Annotated in this window: 15 protein-coding genes; 12 read left to right on the top strand and 3 right to left on the bottom strand. The window is 73.1% G+C overall.

The genetic code is table 11. The annotated features are described in order from the left end of the window. The first annotated feature begins 2 nt into the window (after window positions 1-2). From FIC82_RS17715 to FIC82_RS17740, 6 genes are all read left to right on the top strand, one after another. Window positions 3-971: a carbohydrate ABC transporter permease gene (locus tag FIC82_RS17715; protein WP_418884333.1), complete on the top strand. Its 969-nt coding sequence runs from the start codon at window positions 3-5 to the stop codon at window positions 969-971. An 80-nt stretch (window positions 972-1,051) separates the two neighbouring features. Beyond that, entirely contained in the window at window positions 1,052-2,392 is a 1,341-nt protein-coding gene (locus FIC82_RS17720; RefSeq protein WP_154799362.1) for an ABC transporter substrate-binding protein, read from the top strand. A gap of 138 nt (window positions 2,393-2,530) precedes the next feature. Then, complete coding sequence (locus FIC82_RS17725; protein ID WP_154799363.1) at window positions 2,531-4,687, top strand: beta-galactosidase; 2,157 nt, start codon at window positions 2,531-2,533, stop codon at window positions 4,685-4,687. 194 nt (window positions 4,688-4,881) lie between these two features. Then, window positions 4,882-8,502, top strand: coding sequence for an Ig-like domain-containing protein (locus tag FIC82_RS17730; RefSeq protein ID WP_253691255.1), 3,621 nt, complete (start codon window positions 4,882-4,884; stop codon window positions 8,500-8,502). A 181-nt stretch (window positions 8,503-8,683) separates the two neighbouring features. Beyond that, complete coding sequence (locus FIC82_RS17735; RefSeq protein ID WP_253691256.1) at window positions 8,684-9,016, top strand: STAS domain-containing protein; 333 nt, start codon at window positions 8,684-8,686, stop codon at window positions 9,014-9,016. After that, window positions 9,013-9,486 (top strand): ATP-binding protein, encoded by a 474-nt coding sequence (locus FIC82_RS17740; protein WP_216609928.1) that lies wholly within the window; start codon window positions 9,013-9,015, stop codon window positions 9,484-9,486. Before FIC82_RS17735 ends, FIC82_RS17740 begins: the two co-directional genes overlap by 4 nt. A 45-nt stretch (window positions 9,487-9,531) precedes the next feature. Here the strand turns inward: FIC82_RS17740 and FIC82_RS17745 are convergent, their stop codons facing one another. Further along, a complete protein-coding gene (locus FIC82_RS17745) occupies window positions 9,532-11,814 on the bottom strand; it encodes a SpoIIE family protein phosphatase (protein ID WP_253691257.1) in 2,283 nt (760 codons plus the stop codon). A gap of 259 nt (window positions 11,815-12,073) precedes the next feature. Here FIC82_RS17745 and FIC82_RS17750 point away from each other — a divergent pair, with 259 nt between their 5' ends. From FIC82_RS17750 to FIC82_RS17760, 3 genes are all read left to right on the top strand, one after another. After that, the gene (locus tag FIC82_RS17750; RefSeq protein WP_154799364.1) at window positions 12,074-12,871 is read left to right on the top strand and encodes an ABC transporter ATP-binding protein; all 798 of its coding nucleotides are present in this window, start codon (window positions 12,074-12,076) and stop codon (window positions 12,869-12,871) included. Window positions 12,872-12,998: 127 nt separating this feature from the next. Beyond that, window positions 12,999-13,436, top strand: coding sequence for a YciI family protein (locus FIC82_RS17755; RefSeq protein WP_154799365.1), 438 nt, complete (start codon window positions 12,999-13,001; stop codon window positions 13,434-13,436). A 25-nt stretch (window positions 13,437-13,461) separates the two neighbouring features. Then, window positions 13,462-14,796, top strand: coding sequence for an RNA polymerase sigma factor (locus FIC82_RS17760; RefSeq protein WP_154799366.1), 1,335 nt, complete (start codon window positions 13,462-13,464; stop codon window positions 14,794-14,796). 1,088 nt (window positions 14,797-15,884) lie between these two features. Here the strand turns inward: FIC82_RS17760 and FIC82_RS17765 are convergent. After that, entirely contained in the window at window positions 15,885-16,934 is a 1,050-nt protein-coding gene (locus FIC82_RS17765) for an aldo/keto reductase (protein ID WP_154799367.1), read from the bottom strand. Between the two features lie 32 nt (window positions 16,935-16,966). Beyond that, on the bottom strand, window positions 16,967-18,013 hold the full coding sequence (locus FIC82_RS17770; protein WP_171445717.1) for a LacI family DNA-binding transcriptional regulator: 1,047 nt from the start codon (window positions 18,011-18,013) through the stop codon (window positions 16,967-16,969). A 322-nt stretch (window positions 18,014-18,335) separates the two neighbouring features. On the opposite strand from FIC82_RS17770, the gene FIC82_RS17775 reads away from it, so the two are divergent. From FIC82_RS17775 to FIC82_RS17785, 3 genes are all read left to right on the top strand, one after another. Beyond that, on the top strand, window positions 18,336-20,618 hold the full coding sequence (locus FIC82_RS17775) for a discoidin domain-containing protein (protein ID WP_154799368.1): 2,283 nt from the start codon (window positions 18,336-18,338) through the stop codon (window positions 20,616-20,618). 147 nt (window positions 20,619-20,765) lie between these two features. Then, entirely contained in the window at window positions 20,766-22,175 is a 1,410-nt protein-coding gene (locus FIC82_RS17780; protein ID WP_154799369.1) for a DUF1996 domain-containing protein, read from the top strand. Window positions 22,176-22,277: 102 nt separating this feature from the next. Further along, window positions 22,278-24,914, top strand: a complete 2,637-nt coding sequence (locus FIC82_RS17785) for a discoidin domain-containing protein (RefSeq protein ID WP_154799370.1) — start codon at window positions 22,278-22,280, stop codon at window positions 24,912-24,914. Window positions 24,915-25,102 lie beyond the last annotated feature (188 nt).

The following is a 25,102-nucleotide window of genomic DNA, read 5'->3' on the forward strand; positions in this document are numbered from 1 at the left end:
CGATGACCGCCACGACCCCCTCGACCCCGGCGGTCCCCGCCGGCTCCCGCACGATGACGGGCACCACGACGCGCGCCACGACGCGCAAGCCCGTCCGCCTGCGCTCGCGCGCCCCGCACAGCGTCGCCCGCCCGCGCCGCAGCGTCCTCATGACCGTCCTCACCGGGATCGTCCTGCTCTACGCGCTCGTGCCGCTGTTCTGGCTCGTCGTCAACGCGTCCAAGACGCAGTCGAGCCTGTTCAGCTCGTTCGGGCTCTGGTTCAGCGGCGACTTCGCGCTGTTCGACAACATCGCGCGCACGCTCACCTACGACGGCGGCATCTTCGGCCGCTGGTTCGCCAACACGCTGCTGTACGTCGTGCTCGGCGCCGGCGGCGCGACGTTCCTCGCCGTGCTCGGCGGGTACGCGCTCGCCAAGTTCGACTTCCCGGGCAAGCGCGGCGTCTTCGCGACGGTCATCGGCGCGGTCGCCGTGCCCGGCACCGCGCTCGCCGTCCCGACGTTCCTCATGTTCAGCCAGATGGGGCTCACCAACACCCCGTGGGCCGTCATCATCCCGTCGCTCATCTCGCCGTTCGGCCTCTACCTCATGTGGGTGTTCGCCGCGGAGTCGATCCCGACGGAGCTGCTCGAGGCGGCGCGCGTGGACGGGTCGAGCGAGGGCCGCACGTTCTTCCAGGTCTCCCTGCCGCTGCTCGCGCCCGGGATCGTCACGGTCCTGCTCTTCACCATGGTCGCGACCTGGAACAACTACTTCCTGCCGCTGATCATGCTCAAGGACCCCGACTGGTACCCCCTGACGCTCGGCCTCAACGCGTGGAACGCGCAGGCCGCGACCGCGGGCGGCGAGGCGATCTTCGACCTCGTGATCACCGGCTCGCTGCTGACGATCCTCCCGCTCGTCGCCGCCTTCCTCCTCCTCCAGCGCTACTGGCAGTCCGGCCTCGCGGCCGGCTCCGTCAAGGAGTGACGCGCCCCGCGCCGTCTCCCGCACCACCCCCGACACCCACCCCGCCCGATCCGTCTGACGACGAAGTGAGAGGAACCCTCATGTCCATCCGCACCACCCGCGCCCTGCGCGCCGTCGCCGCCACCGGCGTCGTCGCCCTCGCCCTGGCCGCCTGCAGCTCCGGCGGCGGCAACGACTCCGGCGCGGACGCCGGCTCGGCCGACGACGTCGCCGCGGCGCTCGAGGAAGGCGGCAGCCTCACGGTGTGGGCCTGGGAGCCCACGCTCGAGCAGGTCGTCACCGACTTCGAGGCCGAGTACCCGAACGTCGACGTCGAGCTCGTCAACGCTGGCACCGGCAACGACCAGTACACGGCGCTCCAGAACGCGATCGCCGCCGGCAAGGGCGTGCCCGACGTCGCGCAGGTCGAGTACTACGCGCTCCCCCAGTTCGCCCTCTCGGAGGCGCTCGCCGACCTCTCGTCGCTCGGCGCGGACCAGCTCGACGGCACGTTCACGCCCGGCCCGTGGAACGCCGTCCAGCAGGGTGAGGGCATCTTCGGCCTGCCCATGGACTCCGGCCCGATGGCCCTCTTCTACAACGAGGAGCTCTTCACGCAGCACGGCGTCGAGGTGCCGACGACGTGGGACGGCTTCGTCGAGGCGGCCCGTGCGCTGCACGCGGCGGACCCGAGCGTGTACATCACGAACGACACGGGCGACGCGGGCTTCACGACGTCGCTCATCTGGCAGGCCGGTGGCCAGCCGTTCCAGGTCGACGGTACGGACGTGACGATCGACCTCGCGGACGAGGGCAGCACGCAGTTCGCGGAGACCTGGCAGACGCTCATCGACGAGGACCTGCTCGCGCCGGTCAGCTCGTGGAGCGACGAGTGGTACCAGGGCCTCGGCAACGGCACGATCGCGACGCTCGCGATCGGCGCGTGGATGCCCGCGAACCTCGAGTCGGGTGTGCCCGACGGCGCCGGCAAGTGGCGCGTCGCCCCGCTCCCGCAGTGGGAGGAGGGCGCGTCGGCCAGCTCCGAGAACGGCGGCTCCGCGCTGTCCGTGACGGCCGCGAGCTCGCAGCAGGCGCTCGCCTACGGCTTCCTCGAGTACGCGAACGCTGGCGACGGCGTGCAGGCGCGCGTCGACGGCGGCGCGTTCCCGGCCACGACGGCCGAGCTGGAGTCGGACGAGTTCCAGGGCTACGAGTCCGAGTACTTCGGCGGCCAGAAGATCAACGAGGTCCTCGCGCAGTCGGCCTCCGACGTCGTCGAGGGCTGGTCGTACCTGCCGTTCCAGGTGTACGCGAACTCGATCTTCAACGACACCGTCGGCCAGGCGTACGTCTCGGGCACGACGCTCACCGACGGCCTCAAGGCCTGGCAGGACGCGTCCGTGAAGTACGGCACCGAGCAGGGCTTCACCGTCAACGAGTGACCTGATCCCCGCCGGGCGCCTGCCGGGGCGCCCGGCCGCCCCCACGGTCGCGTGGTCGTGCCTCCCGGCACGACCACGCGGCCTCCACCGGCGGCGCACCGCGTCGTCCACCGCTCTGCGAGCATCTGAGGAGCCTGCATGTCCACCCCCACCCCGTTCCGCTGGCTGCGCCGTCCCGGGCCGCACACGCCGCCGGGAACGACGGCCACGACCGTCGGAGCGACCGACGCATACGCGCCGTCGGGCCTGTCCTACGGCGCGGACTACAACCCGGACCAGTGGCCGCGCGAGGTCTGGGACGAGGACGTGCGCCTCATGCGCGAGGCGGGCGTGACGGTGGTCTCGCTCGCGATCTTCTCGTGGGCGCGGATCCAGCCGACGGAGCACACGTGGGACTTCGCGTGGCTCGACGAGATCATGGACCTGCTCCACGCGAACGGCATCACCGTCGACCTCGCGACGGCGACGGCCTCGCCGCCGCCGTGGCTCACGACCAAGCACCCGGAGATCCTGCCGCAGACGCGTACCGGCGAGACGCTGTGGCCCGGCGCGCGCCAGCAGTGGCGCCCGACGTCGCCGATCTTCCGGTCGCACGCGCTGCACCTCGTGGAGCGCATGGCCGAGCGGTACGGGGACCACCCGGCGCTCGTGGCCTGGCACGTCTCCAACGAGCTGGGCTGCCACAACGTCGACGACTTCTCCGACGACGCCGCCGCAGCCTTCCGCGCGTGGCTGCGCGAGCGCTACACGACCCTCGACGCGCTGAACGACGCGTGGGGCACGGCGTTCTGGTCGCAGCGGTACAGCGCGTGGGAGCAGATCCTGCCGCCGCGCCTCGCGGCGTCGCACCCGAACCCGACGCAGCAGCTCGACTTCAAGCGTTTCTCGTCCGACGCGCTGCGGCAATACCTGCGCGCGGAGGCCGAGATCCTGCGCCGCATCACGCCCGACGTCCCTGTGACCACGAACTTCATGGTCATGGGCGAGACGAAGGGCATGGACTACGCCGCCTGGGCGGACGAGCTCGACTTCGTGTCCAACGACCACTACGTGCTCCCCGGACCGCAGGCCCTGGACGAGCTGTCGTTCTCCGCGAACCTCACGGGCGGCATCGCCCGGCACAAGCCGTGGTTCCTCATGGAGCACTCGACGAGCGCGGTGAACTGGCAGCCCGTCAACGTCGCGAAGAAGCCGGGCGAGCTCGCGCGCGACTCGCTCACGCACGTCGCGCACGGCGCCGACGCGGTCTGCTACTTCCAGTGGCGCCAGTCCGCGGCGGGCGCCGAGAAGTACCACTCGGGGATGCTCCCGCACGCGGGCGAGCGCTCGCGGCTCTTCCGCGACGTCGTCGCGCTCGGCGCGACGCTGCGCGACCTCGCGCCCGTCGCGGGGAGCGAGCAGAAACCCGCGCGCGCCGCGATCGTCTTCGACTGGGACTCGTGGTGGACGAGCGAGCTCGACTCCCACCCCACGGACCGGCTGCGCTACCGGCAGGAGGCGCTCGACTGGTACTCGGCGTTCCTCGCGCTCGGCGTGCGCGCCGACGTCGTGCCGACGGCCACGGACCTCGCGGGGTACGACGTCGTCGTGGCGCCCGTGCTGCACGTCGTCCCGGCCGACCTGCGCGACCGTCTCACGGCGTTCGTCGAGGGCGGCGGCCACCTCGTGACGACGTACTTCTCGGGCGTCGTCGACCAGGACGACCACGCGTGGCTCGGCGGCTACCCGGGCGCGCTGCGTGACCTGCTCGGCATCCGCGTCGAGGAGTTCGCGCCGCTGCTGGACGGCGAGAGCGCGACGGTCGAGCTCGCGGGCGAGCAGCTCGAGGGCACGCTGTGGACCGAGCCGGTCGACGTCGTCGACCCCGACGTCGAGGTGCTGGGCTGGTACAAGACCGGCGAGCAGTCCGGGCGCGCCGCGGTGACGCGCCGCACGGTCCGGGGCGGGGAGAGCGCCGGCTCCGCCGCATACGTCTCCACGCGGTTCGGCCGCCTCGGCCTCGTCCCCGTGCTCGCGCGCCTGCTCGACGACGCGGGCGTGCGCAGCGAGCTGCCCGCGGGCGTGCGCGGCGACGTCGAGCTCGCCGTGCGTACGGACGGGACCGACGACTTCTGGTTCCTCGTCAACCGCACGGCACGCCCGGTCGAGGTGCCCGACGTCGCGGGCGACGTCCTCGCCGGCCGTCGCCTCGCGCCGTCGGCCGCGACGGGCACGACGGCGACAGGCGCGCTCCTGCTGGAGCCACGCGGCGTCGCGGTCGTCCGCCGCCCGACCGAGACGACCCCGCCGAAGTAGAACCGTGGTCCGCCGAGGTGACGCCCCGGTCGTCCACCTCGGCGCTTCCTCGGCGGACCACGGTTCTACCTCGCGCGACCAGCGTTCTATCTCGCGTGACCACGGTTCTACCTCGGCATGACGATCCCCGCGGGAACGACCCGCACCCGGTGCACCCCGCCGGTTCGCAGCGACGCGAAGGAGGTGGCTCAGGGATGAGCCTGACCGACACCGACACGACCATGCGGGGTGGACCACCCGGTCCGCACCGCACGAGCAGCCCGGGCGGGCGGGCCGCCCACGGGACGGGCGCGCGACTGGTGGCCGGCCTCGGTGCCGGCGCGCTGGTCGCGGGCTGCGCGCTCGCGGCCCTGCCCGCGCACGCCTCGCCGCTCGGCGCGACAGCCGCCTCGACGGGCTCCACGGCGAGCAGCGCGACGGCGGCCGCGGCCGACGTCGCGGGCGTCACCGTGACGCCCGACCCGTCGTACGCGGGCGCGCCGTTCGAGGGCTGGGGGACGAGCCTCGTGTGGTTCGCCAACGCCACGGGCGGCTACCCGGACGAGATCCGCGACAGGCTCGCGGACATGGTCTTCGGCGACGAGGGCCTCAACCTCAACATCGCGCGCTACAACGTCGGCGGCGGCAACGCGCCCGACGTGCCGGACTACCTGCGCGCCGGCGGCGCCGTCGACGGCTGGTGGAAGGCGCCCGAGGGCACGACGCGCACCGACGTCGACTGGTGGGACCCCGAGAACCCGGACCACTGGGACGCCGACGCCGACGCGACGCAGCGCTGGTGGGTCGACCGCATCAAGGACGACGTCACGCACTGGGAGACGTTCAGCAACTCACCGCCCTGGTTCATGACCGTGAGCGGGTACGTCTCGGGCGGGTTCGACGCGAACGCGGACCAGCTCAAGACGGAGAGCATCGACGACTTCGCGGCCTACATGGTCGGCGTGACCGAGCGCCTCGAGGACGCGCACGGCATCGAGGTCGACACGATCGACCCGTTCAACGAGCCCAACACCAACTACTGGGGCACCCAGCTCGGCGGCGACGGAAACCCGACCGGGGGCCGCCAGGAGGGCGCCCACATGGGCCCCGAGCTCCAGGCGAAGGTCGTCCCGGCGCTCGCCGCGGCGCTCGACGGATCTTCGACCGACGCCGTGATCTCGGCGATGGACGAGACCAACCCGGGCCGGTTCGCGACCAACTGGTACGCCTACCCCGACGCCGTCCGCGACCAGGTGTCCCAGCTCAACGTCCACACGTACGGCACGGGCCAGCGCACGACAGTCCGCGACATCGCCAAGGGCGAGGACAAGCCGCTGTGGATGAGCGAGGTCGGCGGCAACTGGAGCTCGACCGGCCAGGACTTCGAGACCATGGAGTCCGGCCTGGGCAGCGCGCAGCACATGGTGGACGACCTGCGCGAGCTCGAGCCGAGCGCGTGGGTGTTCTGGCAGCCGGTCGAGGACTACGCGAACATGGCGCCCGGCGGCGAGAGCGCGAACGGCATGAACTGGGGCGAGATCCAGATCCCGTTCGACTGCACGGCCGAGGACACGCTCGAGACGTGCCCGATCTACACGAACACGAAGTACTGGGCGACCCAGAACTTCACGCACTACATCGAGCCGGGCGACTCGCTGATCCGCTCGGACGACGCCAGCAGCACGGCCGCGGTGTCGGCGGACGGCACGTCGGCGACCGTCGTGCACGTCAACGCCACCAAGGCCGAGCGCGCCGTGACGCTCGACCTGTCGAAGTTCGGTGCGGTCGGGTCCGATGCGACCGTCACCCCCGTGGTCACGAGCACGGCCGGCTACCTCGTCGAGGGCGAGCCGGTGGCCGTCACGACGGACGAGAACGGTCCGAGCGTGACGCTCGTCGTGCCGGCCGAGTCCGTGACGACGTTCGTCGTCGACGGCGTCTCGGGTGTCGCGGACGACGCGGCCCTCGTCCAGGACGGGCACGCGTACCGTCTCGACGGCGTCCAGGCGGACCGCTCGCTCGCGCCGTCGGCGTCGGGCACGGGCGTCGTGATCCGCACCGACGCGCCGGTCGCGGAGCAGGCGTGGGAGCTCACGGCGCTCGGCGCCTCCGAGGGCTCCGGCACGCACCGCACGCGCTACGCCGTGACGAACGCGGCGACGGGCCGCCAGCTCGCCGTCGCGGCCGACACGTCCGCCGTCCTCCAGGACGCCCCGGCCGACGTCGCCGACACCCCGCTCGCCGCGCAGTGGATCCTCTCGACGACCGGCGACGGCACCTTCACGCTCGTCAACGCGTCCTCGAAGACCCTCCTCGAGGTCGGCGGCCAGGCGACGGCCGACGGGTCCCCCGTGGGCACGTACCTCGCGAACTCCGGCGTGAACCAGCGCTGGCGGATCGTCGACGAGACCGTCCTCGGCACGGAGCCGGTCGAGGCGTTCACGACGCCCGGCACCGCGCCCGAGCTGCCCGCGACCGTCACGCCGGTCTACCGCGACGGCGCGCGCGGGTCGCTCCCCGTGACGTGGGACGTCCCGGGCGACGACGCGTGGGCCGAGCCCGGCACCGTCGAGGTCGCGGGCACGGTGGTCGCCCCGACAGGCGGCACCGTCGCGGCGACCGCGACGGTCGTCGTCGACGAGCTGACGTCGACCCTCCCCGCGCGGGCCAAGGCGTACGCGGGCGGCACGCCGAGCCTGCCCGCGACCGTCACGGCGGTCGCCGCGGGCGGCGCGCAGGTCCAGCGTCCGGTGGTCTGGGACGCGGCTCCCGCGGGCGCGTACGACGCCGTCGGGGTCGTCGCGCTCACGGGCACGGCCGACGCCGGGGCGGGCGCCACGCTCCCCGCCACCGTCCGGGTCCAGGTGACCGAGGCCGCGTCCGCCAACGGCGCGCTCGCCGGGGGCACGACCGCGAGCGCGACCTTCACCGAGCCGGGCTACGGCGTCGGAGGCGTCGTCAACGGCGCCCTCACGGACAAGGCGTGGTCGAACTGGGTCTCGGGCACCAAGCGGGCGTCCGACACGCTCACCGTCACGCTCCCGGCCGACCGCGACGTGACCGGCGTGGTCACGCGGTTCTGGAAGGACGGGTCCAGCGCGAGCTGGGCGCAGTCCGTCCGCCTGCAGGCGCTCGTCGACGGCACGTGGACCGACGTCGGCACGCCCGTCACGGTCGACGCGTCGCCCGATGGCCCGGCGCCCGCGGTCGAGGTCCCCGCCGACGTGCGGACGTCGTCCGTGCGCGTCGTCCTCACGGCACGGGCGAACACCCACATGGTCGTCTCCGAGATCGAGGTCCTGGCCAAGGTTCCGGGCACCGGGACCGACACGACGGCGTCGGGCATCACGGTGGACGGCGAGCCCCTCGCCGGGTTCGACCCCGCGGTCACGTCCTACGACGTGGCGGCCGACGGCGAGGTCCCCGAGGTCGCGGCGGCGGCCACCGACCCGTACGCGAGCGTCCAGGTCGAGCCGGCCGACGCCGTCCCCGGCACGACGACCGTGCGCGTCACCGCCGAGGACGGGACGGAGCAGGCGTACGCCCTGCGCTGGTCGGCCGACGCGGGCGCCGCGCCGGTCACCGCCGTCGCCGAGACGCGGTGCCTCGCGGGCAAGGTCTACGTCGCGGTCCGTGCCACGAACGACGGCGGTGCGCCGCTCGACGTGACGCTCACGACGCCGTACGGAACGCGGACGGTCGCCGCGGTGGCGCCGGGCGCGAGCGCGTACCAGTCGTTCGCGTCGCGCTCGGCGTCCGTCCCCGCAGGGACGGCCGTCGTGAGCGTCGACGGGTACGGGCCGCTCGAGGTCGCGTTCGACGCGCGTACCTGCTGAGCCGACCCGTGACCACGGACCCGGCCGACGTCCCCGACGTCGGCCGGGCCCGTGGTCGTGCGACGGGTCGGGCGGATCCTGATCGGCGCCACGCGGTGGATCGCAGAGCGAGCGTCGTCGGGTCCGCGTACCGTGTCCCGGGTGCCCGGCACCCTGCCGGGACGAGGAGGAGCACACCACGGTGACCCCGACGACGAGCGGTGACGTCCTGACGACGCACGGCGGCACGCGCTGGACGATGCAGGGCGAGATCGACGCCGCCGTCCAGGCCCGGCGCGAGGACGAGCTCCTGCGCCTCGCGCAGTCGGCGGACGCGCGCATCCACATCGACCTCGGCGAGGTGACCTTCATGGACTCGGGCGGCCTGCGCCTGCTCTACCACGCCGCCACCGCGGGCTCCGGTGCGCCCGTGCTGGAGCGCGTCCCCCGCCGGGTCCGCGACCTGCTGGAGCTCAGCGGGGTCGCCGACCTCTTCGAGCTCTCGGACGACGAGCCGGGCGAGGACGGATCGTGAGCGTCGAGCACGCCGCGGTCCCTGTCGGCTTCGTCGAGATCGGCGCGTGGGCGCTGCACGGCCTCGGCGACCTCGCCACGCTGCGCGAGGGGCTGCACCGCATGCTCACGGGCGGGCCGCTCCCCCCTGACCGCGCGCTCGAGGCGACGCCGGAACGCGTCGTGCTCGTGGCCAGCGAGCTCGCCACCAACGCGCTGCGCCACGGCCTGCCGCCTACGCGCGTCCGTCTGCTGAGCGACGGGCGCGAGCTCGTCGTCGACGTGGTCGACCACTCTCCCGACGTCCCCGTGGTCGCCGGGCGCCGCTCGCCGGGCGCCGGCGGGTTCGGGCTCGTGCTCGCGCAGCGCGCCGCGACCGCCGTCGGCTGGTTCCGGGCCGGGACGGGCGAGAAGCACGTCTGGGCGCGGTTCGACGTCCCGGTCTTCCGCGCCGGGGCCTCGGTCCGCAGCGCCCTGCTCCCCGTGGGCTGAGCCCGTCCGCGGCCTGCCCGCCTCCCTGACCGGTCGCCTCGGGCGTCAGGCGTCGCGGCGCGCGAGGAGCAACGTCGCGTCGTCCGCAGAGCGCGGGTCGCGTGCCGCGGTGACGATGCTGTCGACGTCCACGTCCGGGCCCGCCGCGAAGACCGCCGCGAGACGGTCCAGGCCGTCGCGGATCGACTCGCGCCGGCGCTCGATCAGGCCGTCGCTGTAGAGCACGAGCGCACCCCCGCGAGGGACCTGCACGTGGTGCGCCGGAGGGACGCGGTCGACGAGCCCGAGGGGTGGCACGCTCGCGCTCTCGGTCCAGCAGGTGCTGCCGTCGGGGCCCACGACCAGGAGCGGCGGGTGGCCCACGGACACGTGCTCCACGACGCCGCTCACGGGGTCCAGGAGCGCGACGGCGAGCGTCGCGACCTCGCCCGGCAGCGTCCACCGCGCGACCTCGCCCAGTCGCTCCACCGCCTCGACCGCCGAGCCCGTGCTCACGAGCGCCGCGCGCAGCGTCGTGCCGAGCTGGCCCATCGTCGCGGCGGCCTGGAGCCCGTGCCCGGTGACGTCGCCGACCACGAGCGCGAGCCGTCCGGAGGGGAGCATGAGCGCGTCGTACCAGTCGCCGCCGACCAGGCCGGTGCCCGCGGACTCGTACCGCGACTGCAGCGTCCAGCCAGGCACGTCGGGCAGGAGCGCCGGCAGGAGGCTGCGCTGCAGCTCCTCGGTCGCGCGCACGGCCTTGCGCCCGCGCACGTACAGCGCCTCGACGAGGTGGCCGCGCAGCGACGTCGCGACGTCGGTCTGGTCCGACGTCCACGGCGCGCTGTGGCCGCGCACCACCTCGCGCCAGCGCTCGAACGACTTGCGCGGGCTGAGCCGGACCGTGTCCCCCTCGCGGAGCGCGATCGCCTTGTTGTACGGGTCGCCACCCCAGTCGACGTGGCGCAGCACCTCGTCGCGCAACCACACGACGACCTGTCCCTCGGGCAGGACGATGCCCATCACCCCGGCGACGTCGGGCACGAGTGCGGCGACCTCGGGAGCGTCGCGGCCGAGCGCCTCCGTCACGACGAGGTCCTCGTCGTGACCGAGGACCCAGGCCACGAGCGCGCGGCACGCGGCCTCGTCGGGCGCGCTGCCGACCTTGATGAGGTCGCCCTCGGCGACGACGACCGCGCCGTCGGCCCGCACGAGCCGGCGCAGCCACCCCGAACGGGTGAGCGCGGTGCCGATCGGGACGCTCTCGTCGCGGCTGTCGGCGGCGAGGTGGGCGAGCACGCCCTCCGCACGCCGCACCTCGGCCTCGCGCTCGTCCTCGGCCTGGGCGACGAGACGGACGGACAGCGCCGACCCGAGGAACTCCGCGGCGGTCCGCACCTCGTACGGGGGCTCGTGCGGTCCCGCGTAGTGGTGGCACGCGATGAGCCCCCACAGCTTCCCCTCGCGCAGCAGCGAGATCGACATCGACGCGCGCACGCCCATGTTGCGCAGGTACTCCAGGTGGATCGGCGAGACGCTGCGCAGCGTGGAGTACGTGAGGTCGAGCGGTGCTCCCGTGGTCGGCAGGAGCGTCGGCACGATCGGCTGCGGCGCGTAGTCCACGTCCGCGATGAGCCGGATCCAGTTCTTCTCGTACAGCGCGCGGGCCTGCGGCGGGATGTCCGACGCCGGGTAGTGCAGGCCCAGGAACGCGTTGAGGTCCTCGCGACGCGCCTCGGCGACGACCTCGCCGTTGTACGCGGCGTCGAAGCGGTAGATCATCACGCGGTCGAACCCGGTGAGGTCGCGCACGTGCCGGACCGCGTCGTCGTACAGCTCGCCGAGGGTCGCGGCGCGCTCGAGGTCGCGCAGCGCGTGCCGCACGGCCAGGTACGTGTTGGGGAACGTCAGGGGGCGCGCCCCGGCCGCGGTCTCGAGCTCGACGACCAGCACCGGCTCGGTCTCCGGCCCGTCCGGGGGCAGCGGGGGCCGGTGGAGCACGGCGTCCACGGCGAGGGGCGACCCGTCCCAGCGGTCGAGGGTCAGCGAGACGGGGTTGCGCGTCGCGAGGTCGCCGACGTTCGCGGCGTGGGCGAGCACCTGGTGCGCCGGGCCCTCGCCGAGCGCGTCGCCGAGCGGCCGTCCCACGAGCTCCTCGGCCGGGACGCCCAGGTGCACCGCGGCGTTCGCCGACGCCTGGAGCAGCGCGCCGTCCGACTCCCGTACGACGAGCAGCACGCCGCGCGGCTGGATCATGCCGGGCACGTGGATGGGCTCGCGCGCGCAGTTGTCGAGGTCTACCGCCTCGCCTGGTGCGAGCAGCTCCGGCTCGTCGGCCGTCCTGGTCACGTGGTCCTCCGTCTGAGTCGCCGCCCGCGAACGGGACCTGCGGTGCGAGTCGACGGACCACCTGGGCTCGAGGATCCGGGTCGAGTGCCCCAGGCTACCGCGCCGGCCTCCTCGGCCGGGACCGGTCGACCGCAGCGGGGTCGACCGGGCCGCCCGAGGCCGGCGTGAGCGACGCCACGGAACTCCGCGGTAGCGTCGTTCGTCGGACGAGCGGGACCCCGGACCGTCCGCCCGGCCCCCGACGACCAGAAGGTGACCCATGAGCACGACCACGACCCCCCTCCTGCGCGCTGCCGGCCTCTCCGCCGGGTACGCCGGCCCCGACGTCGTGCACGGCATCGACCTCGACGTCACGCCCGGCTCCCCGCCGGTGGGGATCGTCGGCGAGTCGGGCGCGGGCAAGTCGACGGTCGTGCGCGCGCTCGTCGGGCTCGTCAAGCCCACCGCCGGACACGTCACGTACGCCGGCCGGACCGTCACCAAGCTCTCGCGCCGCGACAAGAAGCAGTTCACCGCCGACGTCCGCCGCGTCTCGCAGGACGGCCTCGCCGGGATCGGGATCGACCCGCGCTGGACCGTCGACCGCACCCTCTCCGCCGCGCTCAAGGACGCCCGCCGGGCCGGGCGCCCGAGCGGCCGGTCCGTCGAGGACCTGCTCGGCGACGTCGCGCTCGAGCCCCGGTACGCACCGCGGACGATCCACTCGCTCTCGGGCGGCGAGAAGCAGCGCGTCGCGCTCGCCGTCGCGCTCGCGACCCGGCCCCGGGCCCTGCTGCTCGACGAGCCGCTCACCGCCGTCGACCCCGCGATGCGTGGCGACGTCGTCCGACGCCTCGGCGACGCGACGGCCGAGCTCGGCACCGCGGTGCTGCTCGTCTCGCACGACCTGGAGCTCGTCGAGCGTCTGTGCCCCACCGTGCACGTGCTCGCCGACGGGTCGTTCATCGCCTCCGGGGCGCTGCGCGACGTCTTCGCCGGCACCGCCCAGGGCGCCGACCACCCGGCCGTGCGGGGTCTCGCGGAGGCCGCCCCGCTCGCCGTCCAGCGCTTCCGCTGACCCCCGGGGGGCTCCCGGAGAAAATCGGCGGCGGCGCGTGTCGAAAACCGGGGTGCGCCGTCCGACGTCCTGGTGAACCGGCCTTCACGACACTACGGTCGAGAGGGCACTCACCGAGGAGGCAGACATGCGAGTCGTGGTCATGATCAAGGGCGCCGGGGCCGACGAGGACAAGATCGCCCCCACCCAGGAGATGCTCGCCCAGATGGGCGCGTACAACGAGGAGCTCGTCAAGGCGGGCATCATGCTCGACGGCCAGGGCCTGCAGCCCACGGCCAAGGGCGCGCGCGTCGTGTTCCGCGGCGGCGAGACGTCGGTCGTCGACGGGCCTTTCACCGAGTCCAAGGAGATCGTCGCCGGGTACTGGATCTGGCAGGTCTCCTCGCTCGAGGAGGCCGTCGAGTGGGCTCGCAAGTGCCCCAGCGACCCGAGCATGGGGCTCGAGGAGGTCCTGGAGATCCGGCCGATCTTCGAGGTCGAGGACTTCGGTGCCGAGTACACGCCCGAGCAGCGCGAGAAGGACGAGCGCCTCGCCGAGCAGATCCGCGCGCAGCAGGGCTCCTGAGCCCCGGGCGGCCAGGGGCACGACGATGACCGACGTCTCCCGCACCGTCGAGGCCGTGTGGCGCATCGAGTCGCCGCGCCTCGTCGCGGGCCTGGCCCGGACCCTGCGGGACGTCGGCCTCGCCGAGGAGGTCGCCCAGGAGGCGTTCGTCGCGGCGCTCGAGCAGTGGCCCGAACAGGGCGTGCCCGACAACCCGGGCGCGTGGTTGACGACCGTCGCGCGCCGTCGCGCCGTCGACCTGGTCCGCCGCGAGCGCACGCGCGACGAGAAGTACGCGCGGCTCGCGGCGGACCTCGCCGCGCCGGGCGCGGGGCCCGGCGGCGGGACGGCGGCGGTCGCGCACCCCGGTGGCGGCGCGGCGCTCGTGGGGTCGGTCCCCGCACCCGACGGGATCGTCGACGATCCCGTCGGCGACGACCTGCTCGCGCTCGTCCTCGTCGCGTGCCACCCCGTCCTGCCGCGCGAGTCCCGCGTCGCGCTCACCCTTCGCCTCGTCGCCGGCCTCACGACGGACGAGATCGCGCGCGCGTACCTCGTCCCGTCAGCGACCGTCGGCCAGCGCGTCTCACGCGCGAAGCGGACGCTCGCCGAGGCGAACGTCCGCTTCGACGTCCCGCAGGCCGACGAGCTCGCAGCCCGGGTCCCCGCCGTGCTCGAGGTGGTGTACCTCGTCTTCACCGAGGGGTACGCGGCGACGTCGGGCGACACGTGGGTGCGGCGCGGGCTCGCCGACGACGCCATGCGGCTGGGGCGAGTCCTGGCGGGGCTGCTGCCCGGCGAGCCCGAGGTGCACGGGCTGGTCGCGCTCATGGAGCTCCAGGCGTCGCGGTTCGCCGCCCGTACCGGTCCCGACGGCGAGCCCGTGCTCCTCCAGGACCAGGACCGTAGCCGCTGGGACCGGCTCCTCGTCCGCCGCGGTCTCGCCGCGCTCGACCGCGCGCTCGCGCTCGGCACCCGCACCGGGAAGGCGCTCGGTCCCTACTCGCTCCAGGCCGCGATCGCTGCGCGCCACACGCGCGCCGCGACCTGGGCGGACACCGACTGGGAAGCGATCGTCGCGCTGTACGACGCCCTGGCGTCCGTCGCCCCGTCGCCGGTCGTCGAGCTCAACCGTGCCGTGGCCGTGGGGTTCGCGGACGGCCCCGAGGCCGCGCTCGTCGTGCTCGACGCCGTCGCGGACGACCCGCGCCTCGCGCGCCACCACCTGTACGGCGCGGTACGCGGCGACCTCCTGACCCGGCTCGGCCGCCACGCCGAGGCCGCCGACGTCCTCGAACGCGCCGCCGCCCTGGCCCCGACCCGCCACGAACGCCAGCTCCTGCTGGAGCGGTCCGCCGCCGCGTCGTCCGCTGCCCCCTGACCTCTCCCACCACCCCTGCCCACACACCGCCCCCGCCCGGTGGCCCCACTCCGCCGAGGTAGAACCCTGGTCGGCCGAGATAGAACCCTGGTCGCGCGACGTAGAACCCTGGTCGGCCGAGATAGAACCCTGGTTGCTTCCTGCCCGACGGCGTGTGGTCCCCTTGGGTGGTCGGGGTGGGTGGTGGTGCCGCGTCTACCATCCGCCGCTCGTTCCTCGCGGCTCCCGCCAGGCCCGCCACGACGCGGCACCACCACCCACCCCGACCGGCGTCGTCTCGCCCTGGTCCGTCCTCACCGCGGGCGACTGCCCGCGGTGTCGGCCTGTCGCGCGGCTCACCTTCGCGGCCTTCCTGCTCCCCGTCGCAACATCGGCGCTCACGGCCGCACCTTGGTGCCTGGCCCAGCCGGCGAGCAGGTGATCCGGGCACGTCCCGTCCGCGCGATGCGCCCGGACTGCCTGCCCGATCCGCCCCGACGCGCTCGTCGACCGGTCGGGTCACCCGGTCATCTCGTCGACCCGGGGCGCCTCGCCGCTCGGGGCCAGCCCCGCGCGACCCGACCACCTCCGGAGAGCCGGCCACCTCGGACGGTGACTGGCCGGAACGGTGACCCGACCGCGACAGGCGACCGAACGACGTCAGGCATGACCACGGTTCTCTCTCGGGCAGCCAAGGTTCTGTCTCGCGTACCGGGGTTCTACCTCGGCAAACTGCGGTTCTACCTCGGCGGACCACGGTTCTACGTCGGCCGACCTCGGTTCTGCTTCGGCGGACGGCGACTCGAGGTCGACGAGCCCGGAGACCGGGGCCGCACCCCGCCGAGGGTGGCGAACGCAGGAGCGACCACGCGCTCAAGCCGGAGTTGGGCTGAGCGGTGGGGGTGGGCTCGGATGCGAAGGGGCGTCAAAGCCGCGCTCCTCAAACCCACGGCCGAAGAACCCGAGGCGACGGCGCGGCAGCCCCGAGCACCGAGTCCACCCCCACCGCGGGCCCGGCCCCGCGAGCCTGAGACCCGACCACGGTTCTACTTCGCGCGACCACGGTTCTATCTCGCGCGACCAGGGTTCTACCTCGGCGGGCCGGGGTTCTACCTCGCGAGGACGGACTCGATCGCGGCCGACTCGTCGGGGGTGAGCGGGGGTGCCGAGAGGGCGGCGACGTTGTTCTCGAGCTGGCGGACGCTGCTCGCGCCGACGAGCGCCGACGTGACACGGTCGTCGCGCAGGACCCAGGTGAGGGCGAGCTGGGCGAGGGTCTGACCCCGTCCACCCGCGATCTCGTTCAGCGCCCGAGCCCTCTCGAGGTACGTGTCGTCGAGGTTCTGCTCGGACAGGAACGGGGAGTCGGGGCGTGCGGCGCGCGACCCCTCGGGCGCGGAGCCGGAGAGGTAGCGGTCGGTGAGCAGGCCTTGCTGGAGCGGCGAGAACACGATGGTGCCGACGCCGAGGTCGCCCACGACGTCGAGCAACGACTCGCTCTGGACGCCGTCGTACCGGTCCTCGTGCGCCGGGTCCTCGACGTGACGGTTCAGCATCGAGTAGCTGGGCTGGTGGATGAGCAGCGGGGTGCCGAGGTCGGCGAGGATCGCGGCGGCCTCGCGCGTGCGGGACGGCGAGTAGTTCGAGACGCCGACGTAGAGCGCCTTGCCCTGCTGGACGGCGTCGTGCAGCGCCCGCATGGACTCCTCGAGCGGCGTGCTCGGGTCCGGGCGGTGGTGGTAGAAGACGTCGACGTAGTCGAGGCCCGTGCGCGTCAGCGACTGGTCGAGCGACGACAGGAGGTACTTGCGCGAGCCGCCGTCGCCGTACGGGCCGGGCCACATGTCGTACCCGGCCTTGGAGGAGATGACGAGCTCGTCGCGGTACGCGCCGAGGTCCTGGGCGAGGTGGCGGCCGAAGTTCTCCTCGGCGGTGCCGTACGGCGGGCCGTAGTTGTTGGCGAGGTCGAAGTGGGTGATCCCGAGGTCGAAGGCCCGGCGCAGGACGGCGCGCTGCGTCTCGAACGGGTTCACGTCGCCGAAGTTGTGCCACAGGCCGAGCGAGATCGCGGGCAGGTCGAGGCCGCTGCGCCCCGTCCGGCGGTAGGTCATGGTGTCGTAACGGTCGTCGGCGGCGACGTAGCGCGGGGCGAGAGGCATGTGCCCATTCTGCCTCCCCGCCGGCAGGGATTTCAGGCAGAGTCGCGCACGACCAGCACGGGGTCGAAGATCGTCGACGTGACCCGGGTCTCGCCGGTCTCGACCTGCTCCCGCAGCAGACGCGCCATCTCGGCCGCCATCTCCTCCACGGGCTGGCGCACCGTCGTGAGGGCAGGGCGCGCGAGCGTGCCGGCGGGGCTGTCGTCGAATCCGACGACAGCCACCTCGTCGGGCACCCGGCGCCCCTGCTCTCGCAGCGCGTGGATCGCACCCTGCGCCATCACGTCGTTCGAGACGAAGACGCCGTCCAGACCGGGGGTCGTGCGCAGCAGCTCGAGCATCGCGGCCTCGCCGCTCTCGACCGTGAAGTTGCCCTCGACGCTCGGCACGTAGGCGTGGCCGCGCCGGGCCATCGCGTCCCGGAAGCCGTCGAGGCGGTCCCGGGCGGCGAGCACGTCGAGGGGGCCCGAGACGACGCCCACCGACCGGCAGCCGCGGTCCAGCAGGTGGTGTGCGGCGAGGCGCGCGCCGTCGGCGTTCGCGACGTCGACGTAGCTCACCGGGAGGGGCCGCGGGGGCCGGGCGAAGAGCACCGTGGGTCTGCCCGTGGCCAGGAGCTGCTCGGGCAGCGGGTCGTCGGCGTGGGTGGAGACCAGGAGCGCGCCGTCGGCGTTGCCGAACCGCAGGTACGACACGACCTGCCGCCTGGCCTCGTCGCCGTCGGCAAGCATGAGCACCGGGTGGACGTCGTGGGGCCGCAGGGCCCGCACGAAAGACCCCACGACGCGGCCGAAGAACGGGTCGGCGAGAAGCCGCGGGAGGTGCAGGCCGTCGTCCGGGCCCGGCTCGGCACCGGAGACCACGACGGCGACCGTCCCGGTGCGGCGCGTGACGAGCGAGCGGGCGGCCCGGTTCGGCACGTAGCCGGTCGTCGCCACGGCCTCCAGGACGACCTCCTGGACCGCGGGCGCGACCTTGCGCTTGCCGTTGACGACGCGCGAGACCGTCGCGCGCGACACGCCTGCCACCCGGGCGACGTCGTCGAGCGTCGGCGCCCGGTGCTGCACGTCCTCGCTCACGCGACCGACGATAGCAGGGGTAAGAGCGCTTTCCCGGTCGACCACGGGTCACGGCGGCCCTCTCCGTCGACCCGACATTCTTACTAACCAGTTTGTCAGAGTTAGTGTCCTTTTTGATATGTTTTATTGCGGTATTCCCAGGCGATCAGACGTCGCTCGCGCTTGACAGCCCTCGCGAGCGGGTGAAAACTCGGGCCTCGGGTAAGAGCGCTCTCCCGGCTCACACCTCAGCCGCGGCGCCGCGGCTGAGGGCACGGCTCGACGACGAACTGTGCCCCGGGTCGACGCAGACCTGGGGCGGACGGAGAGGTAGACGAACACGATGCGCACCACATCCCCCACCGCCCCCGGGCGACCCCGCAGACATCGAGCGGCTCGCACCGCGCTCGCAGCACTGGCTTCCGGCGCGCTCGCGGGAGCGGCGCTGGTCGTGCCCGCGACGTCCGCGAGCGCCGAGCCGGTGCTCCTGTCCCAGGGCAAGCCCGCCACCGCGTCGTCCGTCCAGGACGACTGGGCCGGGTACGCCGCGGGCAACGCCGTCGACGGCGACCTCGGCACGCGCTGGTCCAGCGCCTGGAGCGACCCCCAGTGGCTCCAGGTAGACCTGCAGCAGGACGCGAGCGTCGACCGGGTCGAGCTGGTCTGGGAGGGCGCCTACTCCTCCGCGTACCAGGTCCAGGTCTCGGACGACGCGTCGGCGTGGCGGACGCTCTACTCCACGGCCCAGGGCGACGGCGGCACGGACGTGCTCGACGTCGACGGCGAGGGTCGGTACGTGCGCGTCCTGTCGACCGCGCGACCGGGCGGCTACGGCCACTCGCTGTACGAGTTCCGCGTCTTCGGCGAGGCGGGCGGTTCTGGGCCGACCGACCCCACGGACCCGACCGACCCCGGCGACCCGACCGACCCCTTCCCCGACTACGTGCACCCCGGCCACCCGACGGTCCCGGTCAAGGACTCGGGCCCGAGCGTCGTGAAGGTCGTCGGCGGGAACGGCGACTGGGACCTCCAGGTGGACGGACAGCCGTACACCGTGCGCGGGTTCACGTGGGGCGGCACGAGCGAGGCCGAGTACGACCCGCGCATGCAGGGGCTCGCCGACATCAACGGCAACACGACCCGCACGTGGGGCACGGGCGCCGACTCGCGCGCGATCCTCGACGCCGCGGCCGAGCACGACGTGCGCGTCATCGCGGGCTTCTGGCTCATGCCCGGCGGTGGCCCCGGCTCCGGCGGCTGCATCGACTACCGCACCGACACGGCCTACAAGAACGACACCAAGGCCGACATCCTGCGCTGGGTCGAGGAGTACAAGAACCACCCGGCCGTGCTCATGTGGAACATCGGCAACGAGGCGATCCTCGGGCTGCAGAACTGCTACTCGGGGACCGAGCTCGAGGAGATCCGCAACGCCTACGCGTCGTACGTCAACGAGGTGAGCGTCGCGATCCACGCGATCGACGCCAACCACCCGACCTCGAACACCGACGCGTGGACCGGCGCGTGGCCGTACATCCGGGACAACGCGCCCGACCTCGACCTGCTCTCGATCAACGCCTACGGCGACGTGTGCAGCATCGCCGAGGCGTGGGAGGCCGGGAACTACGGCAAGCCGTACGTCCTCACCGAGGGCGGCGCGGCCGGCGAGTGGGAGGTTCCGGACGACGCGAACGGCGTCCCGGACGAGCCCACCGACATCGAGAAGAGCCGGGCGCTGCCGCTGTCGTGGAAGTGCCTCATGGAGCACGAGGGCAAGGCGCTCGGCGCGACGTTCTTCCACTACGGCGTCGAGGGCGACTTCGGTGGCGTGTGGTTCAACATCACGCCCGGCAACAACAAGCGCCTCGGCTACCACGCGATCGCCAGGACGTGGGGCGTCGACCTCGCGGGCGTGAACACGGCCCCGCGCATCACCGGCATGTCGATCCCCGGCGCGACGTCGGTCACGGCCGGCTCGACCGTGACCATCGACATGGACGTGACGGACCCCGACGGTGACCCGATCAACTACGTCGCGTTCTTCAACAGCGCCTACATCGACGGCTCGTGGGGCCTCGCCTGGACCGAGCTGACGCAGAACGGCGACGGGACGCTCGCCGTGCGGGCCCCGCAGCGCCTCGGGGTGTGGAAGGTCTACGTCTGGGCCGAGGACGGCCAGGGCAACGTCGGTGTCGAGACGCGGTCGATCCGTGTCGTGGCGCCGCCCGTCGACGGGACGAACATCGCGCAGGGCAGGACCACGACCGCGTCGAGCTTCGACCCCTGGAACGGGAACTGGTCGCCGGGCCAGGCGACCGACGGCGACCAGGGCACGCGCTGGGCGAGCAGCTGGAACGACGACGAGTGGCTGACGGTCGACCTCGGCTCGGTCCAGTCGTTCCAGCACGTCCAGCTCGTCTGGGAGACGGCGTTCGGCAAGGGGTACGAGATCCAGACCTCGAACGACGGGCAGTCCTGGGCCACGGTCCGCACGGTCACCGACGGCGACGGCGGCGTCGACAGCCTCGACGTCGCGGGCACCGGCCGCTACGTGCGGCTCAAGCTGAACGAGCGCGGCACCGAGTGGGGCTACTCGCTCTTCGAGCTCGGCGTCTACCAGCGCTGACAGAGACGTCCGGGTGGGGGCGGCGGCAACCGCCCCCACCCGGCACGGCGCCCGGTGACAGACGCCGGGCGTGCCCATCATCCGCGCAGCGTCGCGCGCTCCTGCCCGAGAGGCTCCGCAGCGCGCGACGACCTCGAAGGAGGAAGCATGCACGGCACGACACGCACCACCACGCTATCGCCTCCCCGGCACGGCAGACGCCGCGCCGGGACGCGCCGACGCCGGATCGCCGCGACGATGACCGGCGTCCTCGTCGCGTCGACCTCGGTGGTCGTCACGACGAGCGCCACGGCCGCCCAGGACACCCTGCTCTCCCAGGGTGCGCTCACGGCGGCGTCGAGCTCGGAGTCCGGCGGCCTGGGTCCCCGGTTCGCGGTCGACGGCGACCGGTCCACCCGCTGGGCGAGCCAGCCGAGCGACGACCAGTGGATCCGCGTCGACCTCGGCGAGGCGCACGACCTCGACCGCGTCGTCCTCGACTGGGAGGCCGCGTACGGCAAGGACTTCACGCTCCAGGTGTCCTCGGACGGGCAGTCGTGGAGCACGGTCGCGACCGTGACCGACGGAGCGGGCGGCGTGCAGTCGTTCGACGTCGACACGACGGGACGCTACGTCCAGCTCGTCGCGACCGAGCGCGGCACCCAGTACGGGTATTCGCTCTTCGAGCTCCAGGTGTTCGGCGACGGCGACGCGCCCGACCCCGAGGAGCCTCCGGAGTGGGACGACGAGGTCACGCACCACGAGTTCCAGGCGAACTGCTCGTTCTCGCACTTTCTGCCGGACGACCCGATCGTCCTCCCGGGGCAGCCCGGGCGGTCGCACCTGCACACGTTCGTCGGCAACCGCGTGACGGACGCGTTCACCGTGCCGGAGGACCTGTTCGAGAACACCGACTCGACGTGCACGGTCCCGCAGGACCACTCGTCGTACTGGTTCCCCGCGATCGAGAAGAACGGGGTACCGATCGAGCCCGACATCCCCATGACGATCTACTACAAGTCGGGGATCGACGACTACACCAAGGTCAAGCCCTTCCCGCCCGGCCTGCGGTTCGTCGCGGGCGACATGATGGCGACCTACGACGAGTTCCGGACGGCGCCGGGCGCCGTCGAGGGCTGGGAGTGCGGCGACATCTCGAAGAGCTGGGACATCCCGGCCCACTGCCCCGAAGGCACGCAGCTCAACATCCGCTACCAGGCACCCAGCTGCTGGGACGGCATGCACCTGTCGCCCGACGCGTCCGCGCACATGGGCCACGGCGCGCACATGGCGTACCCCGTGGACGGGCAGTGCCCGATGACGCACCCGATCGCGGTCCCGATGATCGAGTTCAAGATCGCGTGGCCGGTGAGCGGCGACATGTCCGACGTGCGGCTCGTCAGCGGCTCCGACCAGTCGTGGCACTACGACTTCATCAACGGCTGGGAGCCCGGGGTGCTGGAGCGCCTCGTGGAGCACTGCATCAACGGCGGGCTCCAGTGCAACCCGCGCGGGTACGACCTCTACAAGCCGCACCGCGGCACCGTCCTCGACGAGAACTACCAGCTCGTCGGCTGACACCCCACCGCCCGACGGGCGCGGCGTCGTCGAGCACGACGGCGCCGCGCCCGGGCACGGTCGTGCCCGTGGCACGGCCCCCGACCCGAAGAAGGCAGGACCATGCATCTCCGACCCACGGCCAGGCTCCGCCTGGCCTCCCTCGCCGCCGGGGTGACCGCGGCGTGCGTCGCGGCACCGCTCGTGGCGGCCGCGGCTCCCGTCGCCGCCGCGGCGGACCCCGTCAACCTCTCGCAGGGCAAGCCCGCGACCGCGTCGAGCGTCCAGGGCGACTACGTCGCCACGCGGGCCGTCGACGGCGACCTGAACACCCGCTGGAGCAGCGAGTTCGCCGAGGGCCAGTGGCTCCAGGTCGACCTCGGCCAGGTCTCGACGCTCACGTCCGTCGCCCTGAGCTGGGAGGGCGCGTACGGCAAGGGCTTCCGCATCGAGGCGTCCGACGACGGCACCACCTGGCGCACCCTGCGCACCGTGACCGACGGCACGGGAGGGCAGCAGACGCTGCCCGTGTCCGGGACCGGGCGCTACGTGCGCGTGCTCGGCACCGAGCGAGGCACCGGCTACGGCTACTCGCTCTGGGAGCTCCAGGTGTTCGGCACGCCCGGGACCGACGGCGGCCCGGTCGACCCGGGCGGTCCCGACGATCCGGGCGACCCGACCGGTGACGACTGCACGACGAACGCCGCGCTCGGGAAGGCGGCGACGGCGTCGTCCGCCGAGGGCGCGTACGCCGCGGGCCTCGCGGTGGACGGCAAGGCCGACACGCGCTGGAGCAGCGAGTTCTCCGACACGCAGTGGCTGCAGGTCGACCTGGGCTCGATCCAGCCCGTGTGCGGCATCGAGATCGACTGGGAGGGTGCGTACGGCAAGGGGTTCCGCGTCGAGACGTCCGACGACGGCGACCTGTGGCGCACGCTGCGCACGGTCACCGACGGGACTGGCGGCAAGCAGGTTCTCGACGTCACAGGCTCGGGGCGCTACGTCCGGCTCGTCGGGACCGAGCGCGGAACCGGCTGGGGCTACTCGATCTGGGAGCTGCGCGTGCTGACAGGCGACGGGACCGGGAACCCCGGCACGGGCGAGCCGATCGAGGGCGGCGGTGACCTCGGGCCGAACGTGCACGTGTTCGGCCCCGGCACCCCGGTCGCCGAGATCCAGGCCGCCGTCGACGCGGCGTACGCGGCGCAGGAGGAGAGCCAGTTCGGCCTGCGCCGCGACCAGTTCCTGTTCGAGCCCGGCACGTACCCGGTGCACGTCAACGTCGGCTTCAACACCGCGGTCAACGGTCTCGGCCAGGACCCGGACGACGTGAACATCACCGGTGGCGTCTGGGCCGACGCCGAGTGGTTCGAGGGGAACGCGACGCAGAACTTCTGGCGCTCCATCGAGAACCTCGCCGTCACCCCGACCGGCGGCGACATGCGCTGGGCCGTCTCGCAGGCCGCGCCCATGCGTCGCATCCACGTCCGGGGCAACCTCATGCTGCACTCGTCGCGCTACGGGTGGGCGTCGGGCGGCTTCACGGCCGACTCGATCGTCGACGGCCAGGTGCGTGGCTACACCCAGCAGCAGTGGTACACCCGCGACTCGACGCTCACGGGCGGGTGGGACGGCACGCTGTGGAACATGGTGTTCTCCGGCACCGAGAACGCCCCGCCGACGACGTTCCCCGAGCCCGCCGTCACGACGCTCGACACCACCGGCACGGTCCGCGAGAAGCCGTACCTCTACCTCGACGGCGACGACTACGCGGTCTTCGTCCCGTCGCTGCGCGAGGGCACGCGCGGCGCGACGTGGAAGAACGGCTCCACCCCCGGCACGTCGATCCCGCTCGACGAGTTCTACGTCGCGCAGCCGGGCGACGCCGCCGACCACATCAACGCCGCGCTCGACCAGGGGCTGAACCTCCTGCTCACACCCGGCGTCTACCACCTCGACGAGACGATCGAGGTGAACCGCGCGGACACGGTCGTGCTCGGCCTCGGCTACGCGACCATCGTGCCCACCGCCGGGCAGACGGCGCTCCAGGTCGGCGACGTCGACGGCGTCCGGGTCGCGAGCGTCCTGTTCGACGCCGGGGCGGCCGAGTCCCCGAGCATGCTCACCGTGGGCACCGAGGGCTCGACCGCGGACCACTCGGACGACCCGATCTCGATCCACGACGTGTTCGTGCGTGTGGGCGGCGCGCACGCGGGGAAGGTGGACAGCGCGATCGTCATCAACGCGGACGACACGATCATCGACCACATCTGGTCCTGGCGCGGGGACCACGGTGAAGGCATCGGCTGGGACGTCAACACGGCGGACTACGGTCTGGTCGTCAACGGTGACGACGTCGACGGCTACGGCCTCTTCGTCGAGCACTACCAGAAGTACAACACCCTGTGGAACGGCGAGCGCGGGCGCACGATCTTCTACCAGAACGAGCTCCCGTACGACCCGCCGAACCAGGCCGCGTGGAACCACGACGGCATCCGCGGGTGGGCCGCGTACAAGGTCGCGGACGACGTGAAGTTCCACGAGGCGTGGGGCCTGGGCTCGTACTGCGTGTTCACGTCCGACGCGTCGATCGTCTCCGACAACGGGTTCGAGGTCCCGGTCACCCCTGGCGTCAAGATGCACTCGCTCCTGACCGTCTCGCTCGGCGGGGTGGGCACGTACGAGCACGTCATCAACGGCGTCGGCCCCCGCGCGAGCGGCGTCGAGACGATCCCCGCGAAGGTCGTCAGCTACCCGTAGGCCGTTGCGTCGGGTGGTGGCTGGTCACCCCCGGCCCGACACCTCCACGGAGGCCCGTCGTCCGGTCACCTCCGGCCCGACACCTCCGCGGAGGGCGGGGCGGGTCTACCATCCGCCGCTCGTTCCTCGCGGCTCCCGCCAGGCCCGCCACGACCCGCCCCGCCCTCCGCTCCGGCGTCGGACCTCGT

It is taken from the genome of Cellulosimicrobium protaetiae, assembly GCF_009708005.2.
GTDB classification, from domain to species: domain Bacteria; phylum Actinomycetota; class Actinomycetes; order Actinomycetales; family Cellulomonadaceae; genus Cellulosimicrobium; species Cellulosimicrobium protaetiae.

Excerpts from the sequence above, each read along its gene's own strand:
- FIC82_RS17720 (WP_154799362.1), top strand. The coding sequence starts at position 1,052 with ATGTCCATCCGCACCACCCGCGCCCTGCGCGCCGTCGCCGCCACCGGC.
- FIC82_RS17780 (WP_154799369.1), top strand. The coding sequence starts at position 20,766 with ATGCACGGCACGACACGCACCACCACGCTATCGCCTCCCCGGCACGGC.
- FIC82_RS17760 (WP_154799366.1), top strand. The coding sequence starts at position 13,462 with ATGACCGACGTCTCCCGCACCGTCGAGGCCGTGTGGCGCATCGAGTCG.
- FIC82_RS17765 (WP_154799367.1), bottom strand. The coding sequence starts at position 16,934 with ATGCCTCTCGCCCCGCGCTACGTCGCCGCCGACGACCGTTACGACACC.
- FIC82_RS17750 (WP_154799364.1), top strand. The coding sequence starts at position 12,074 with ATGAGCACGACCACGACCCCCCTCCTGCGCGCTGCCGGCCTCTCCGCC.
- FIC82_RS17775 (WP_154799368.1), top strand. The coding sequence starts at position 18,336 with ATGCGCACCACATCCCCCACCGCCCCCGGGCGACCCCGCAGACATCGA.
- FIC82_RS17725 (WP_154799363.1), top strand. The coding sequence starts at position 2,531 with ATGTCCACCCCCACCCCGTTCCGCTGGCTGCGCCGTCCCGGGCCGCAC.
- FIC82_RS17730 (WP_253691255.1), top strand. The coding sequence starts at position 4,882 with ATGAGCCTGACCGACACCGACACGACCATGCGGGGTGGACCACCCGGT.
- FIC82_RS17755 (WP_154799365.1), top strand. The coding sequence starts at position 12,999 with ATGCGAGTCGTGGTCATGATCAAGGGCGCCGGGGCCGACGAGGACAAG.
- FIC82_RS17785 (WP_154799370.1), top strand. The coding sequence starts at position 22,278 with ATGCATCTCCGACCCACGGCCAGGCTCCGCCTGGCCTCCCTCGCCGCC.
- FIC82_RS17715 (WP_418884333.1), top strand. The coding sequence starts at position 3 with ATGACCGCCACGACCCCCTCGACCCCGGCGGTCCCCGCCGGCTCCCGC.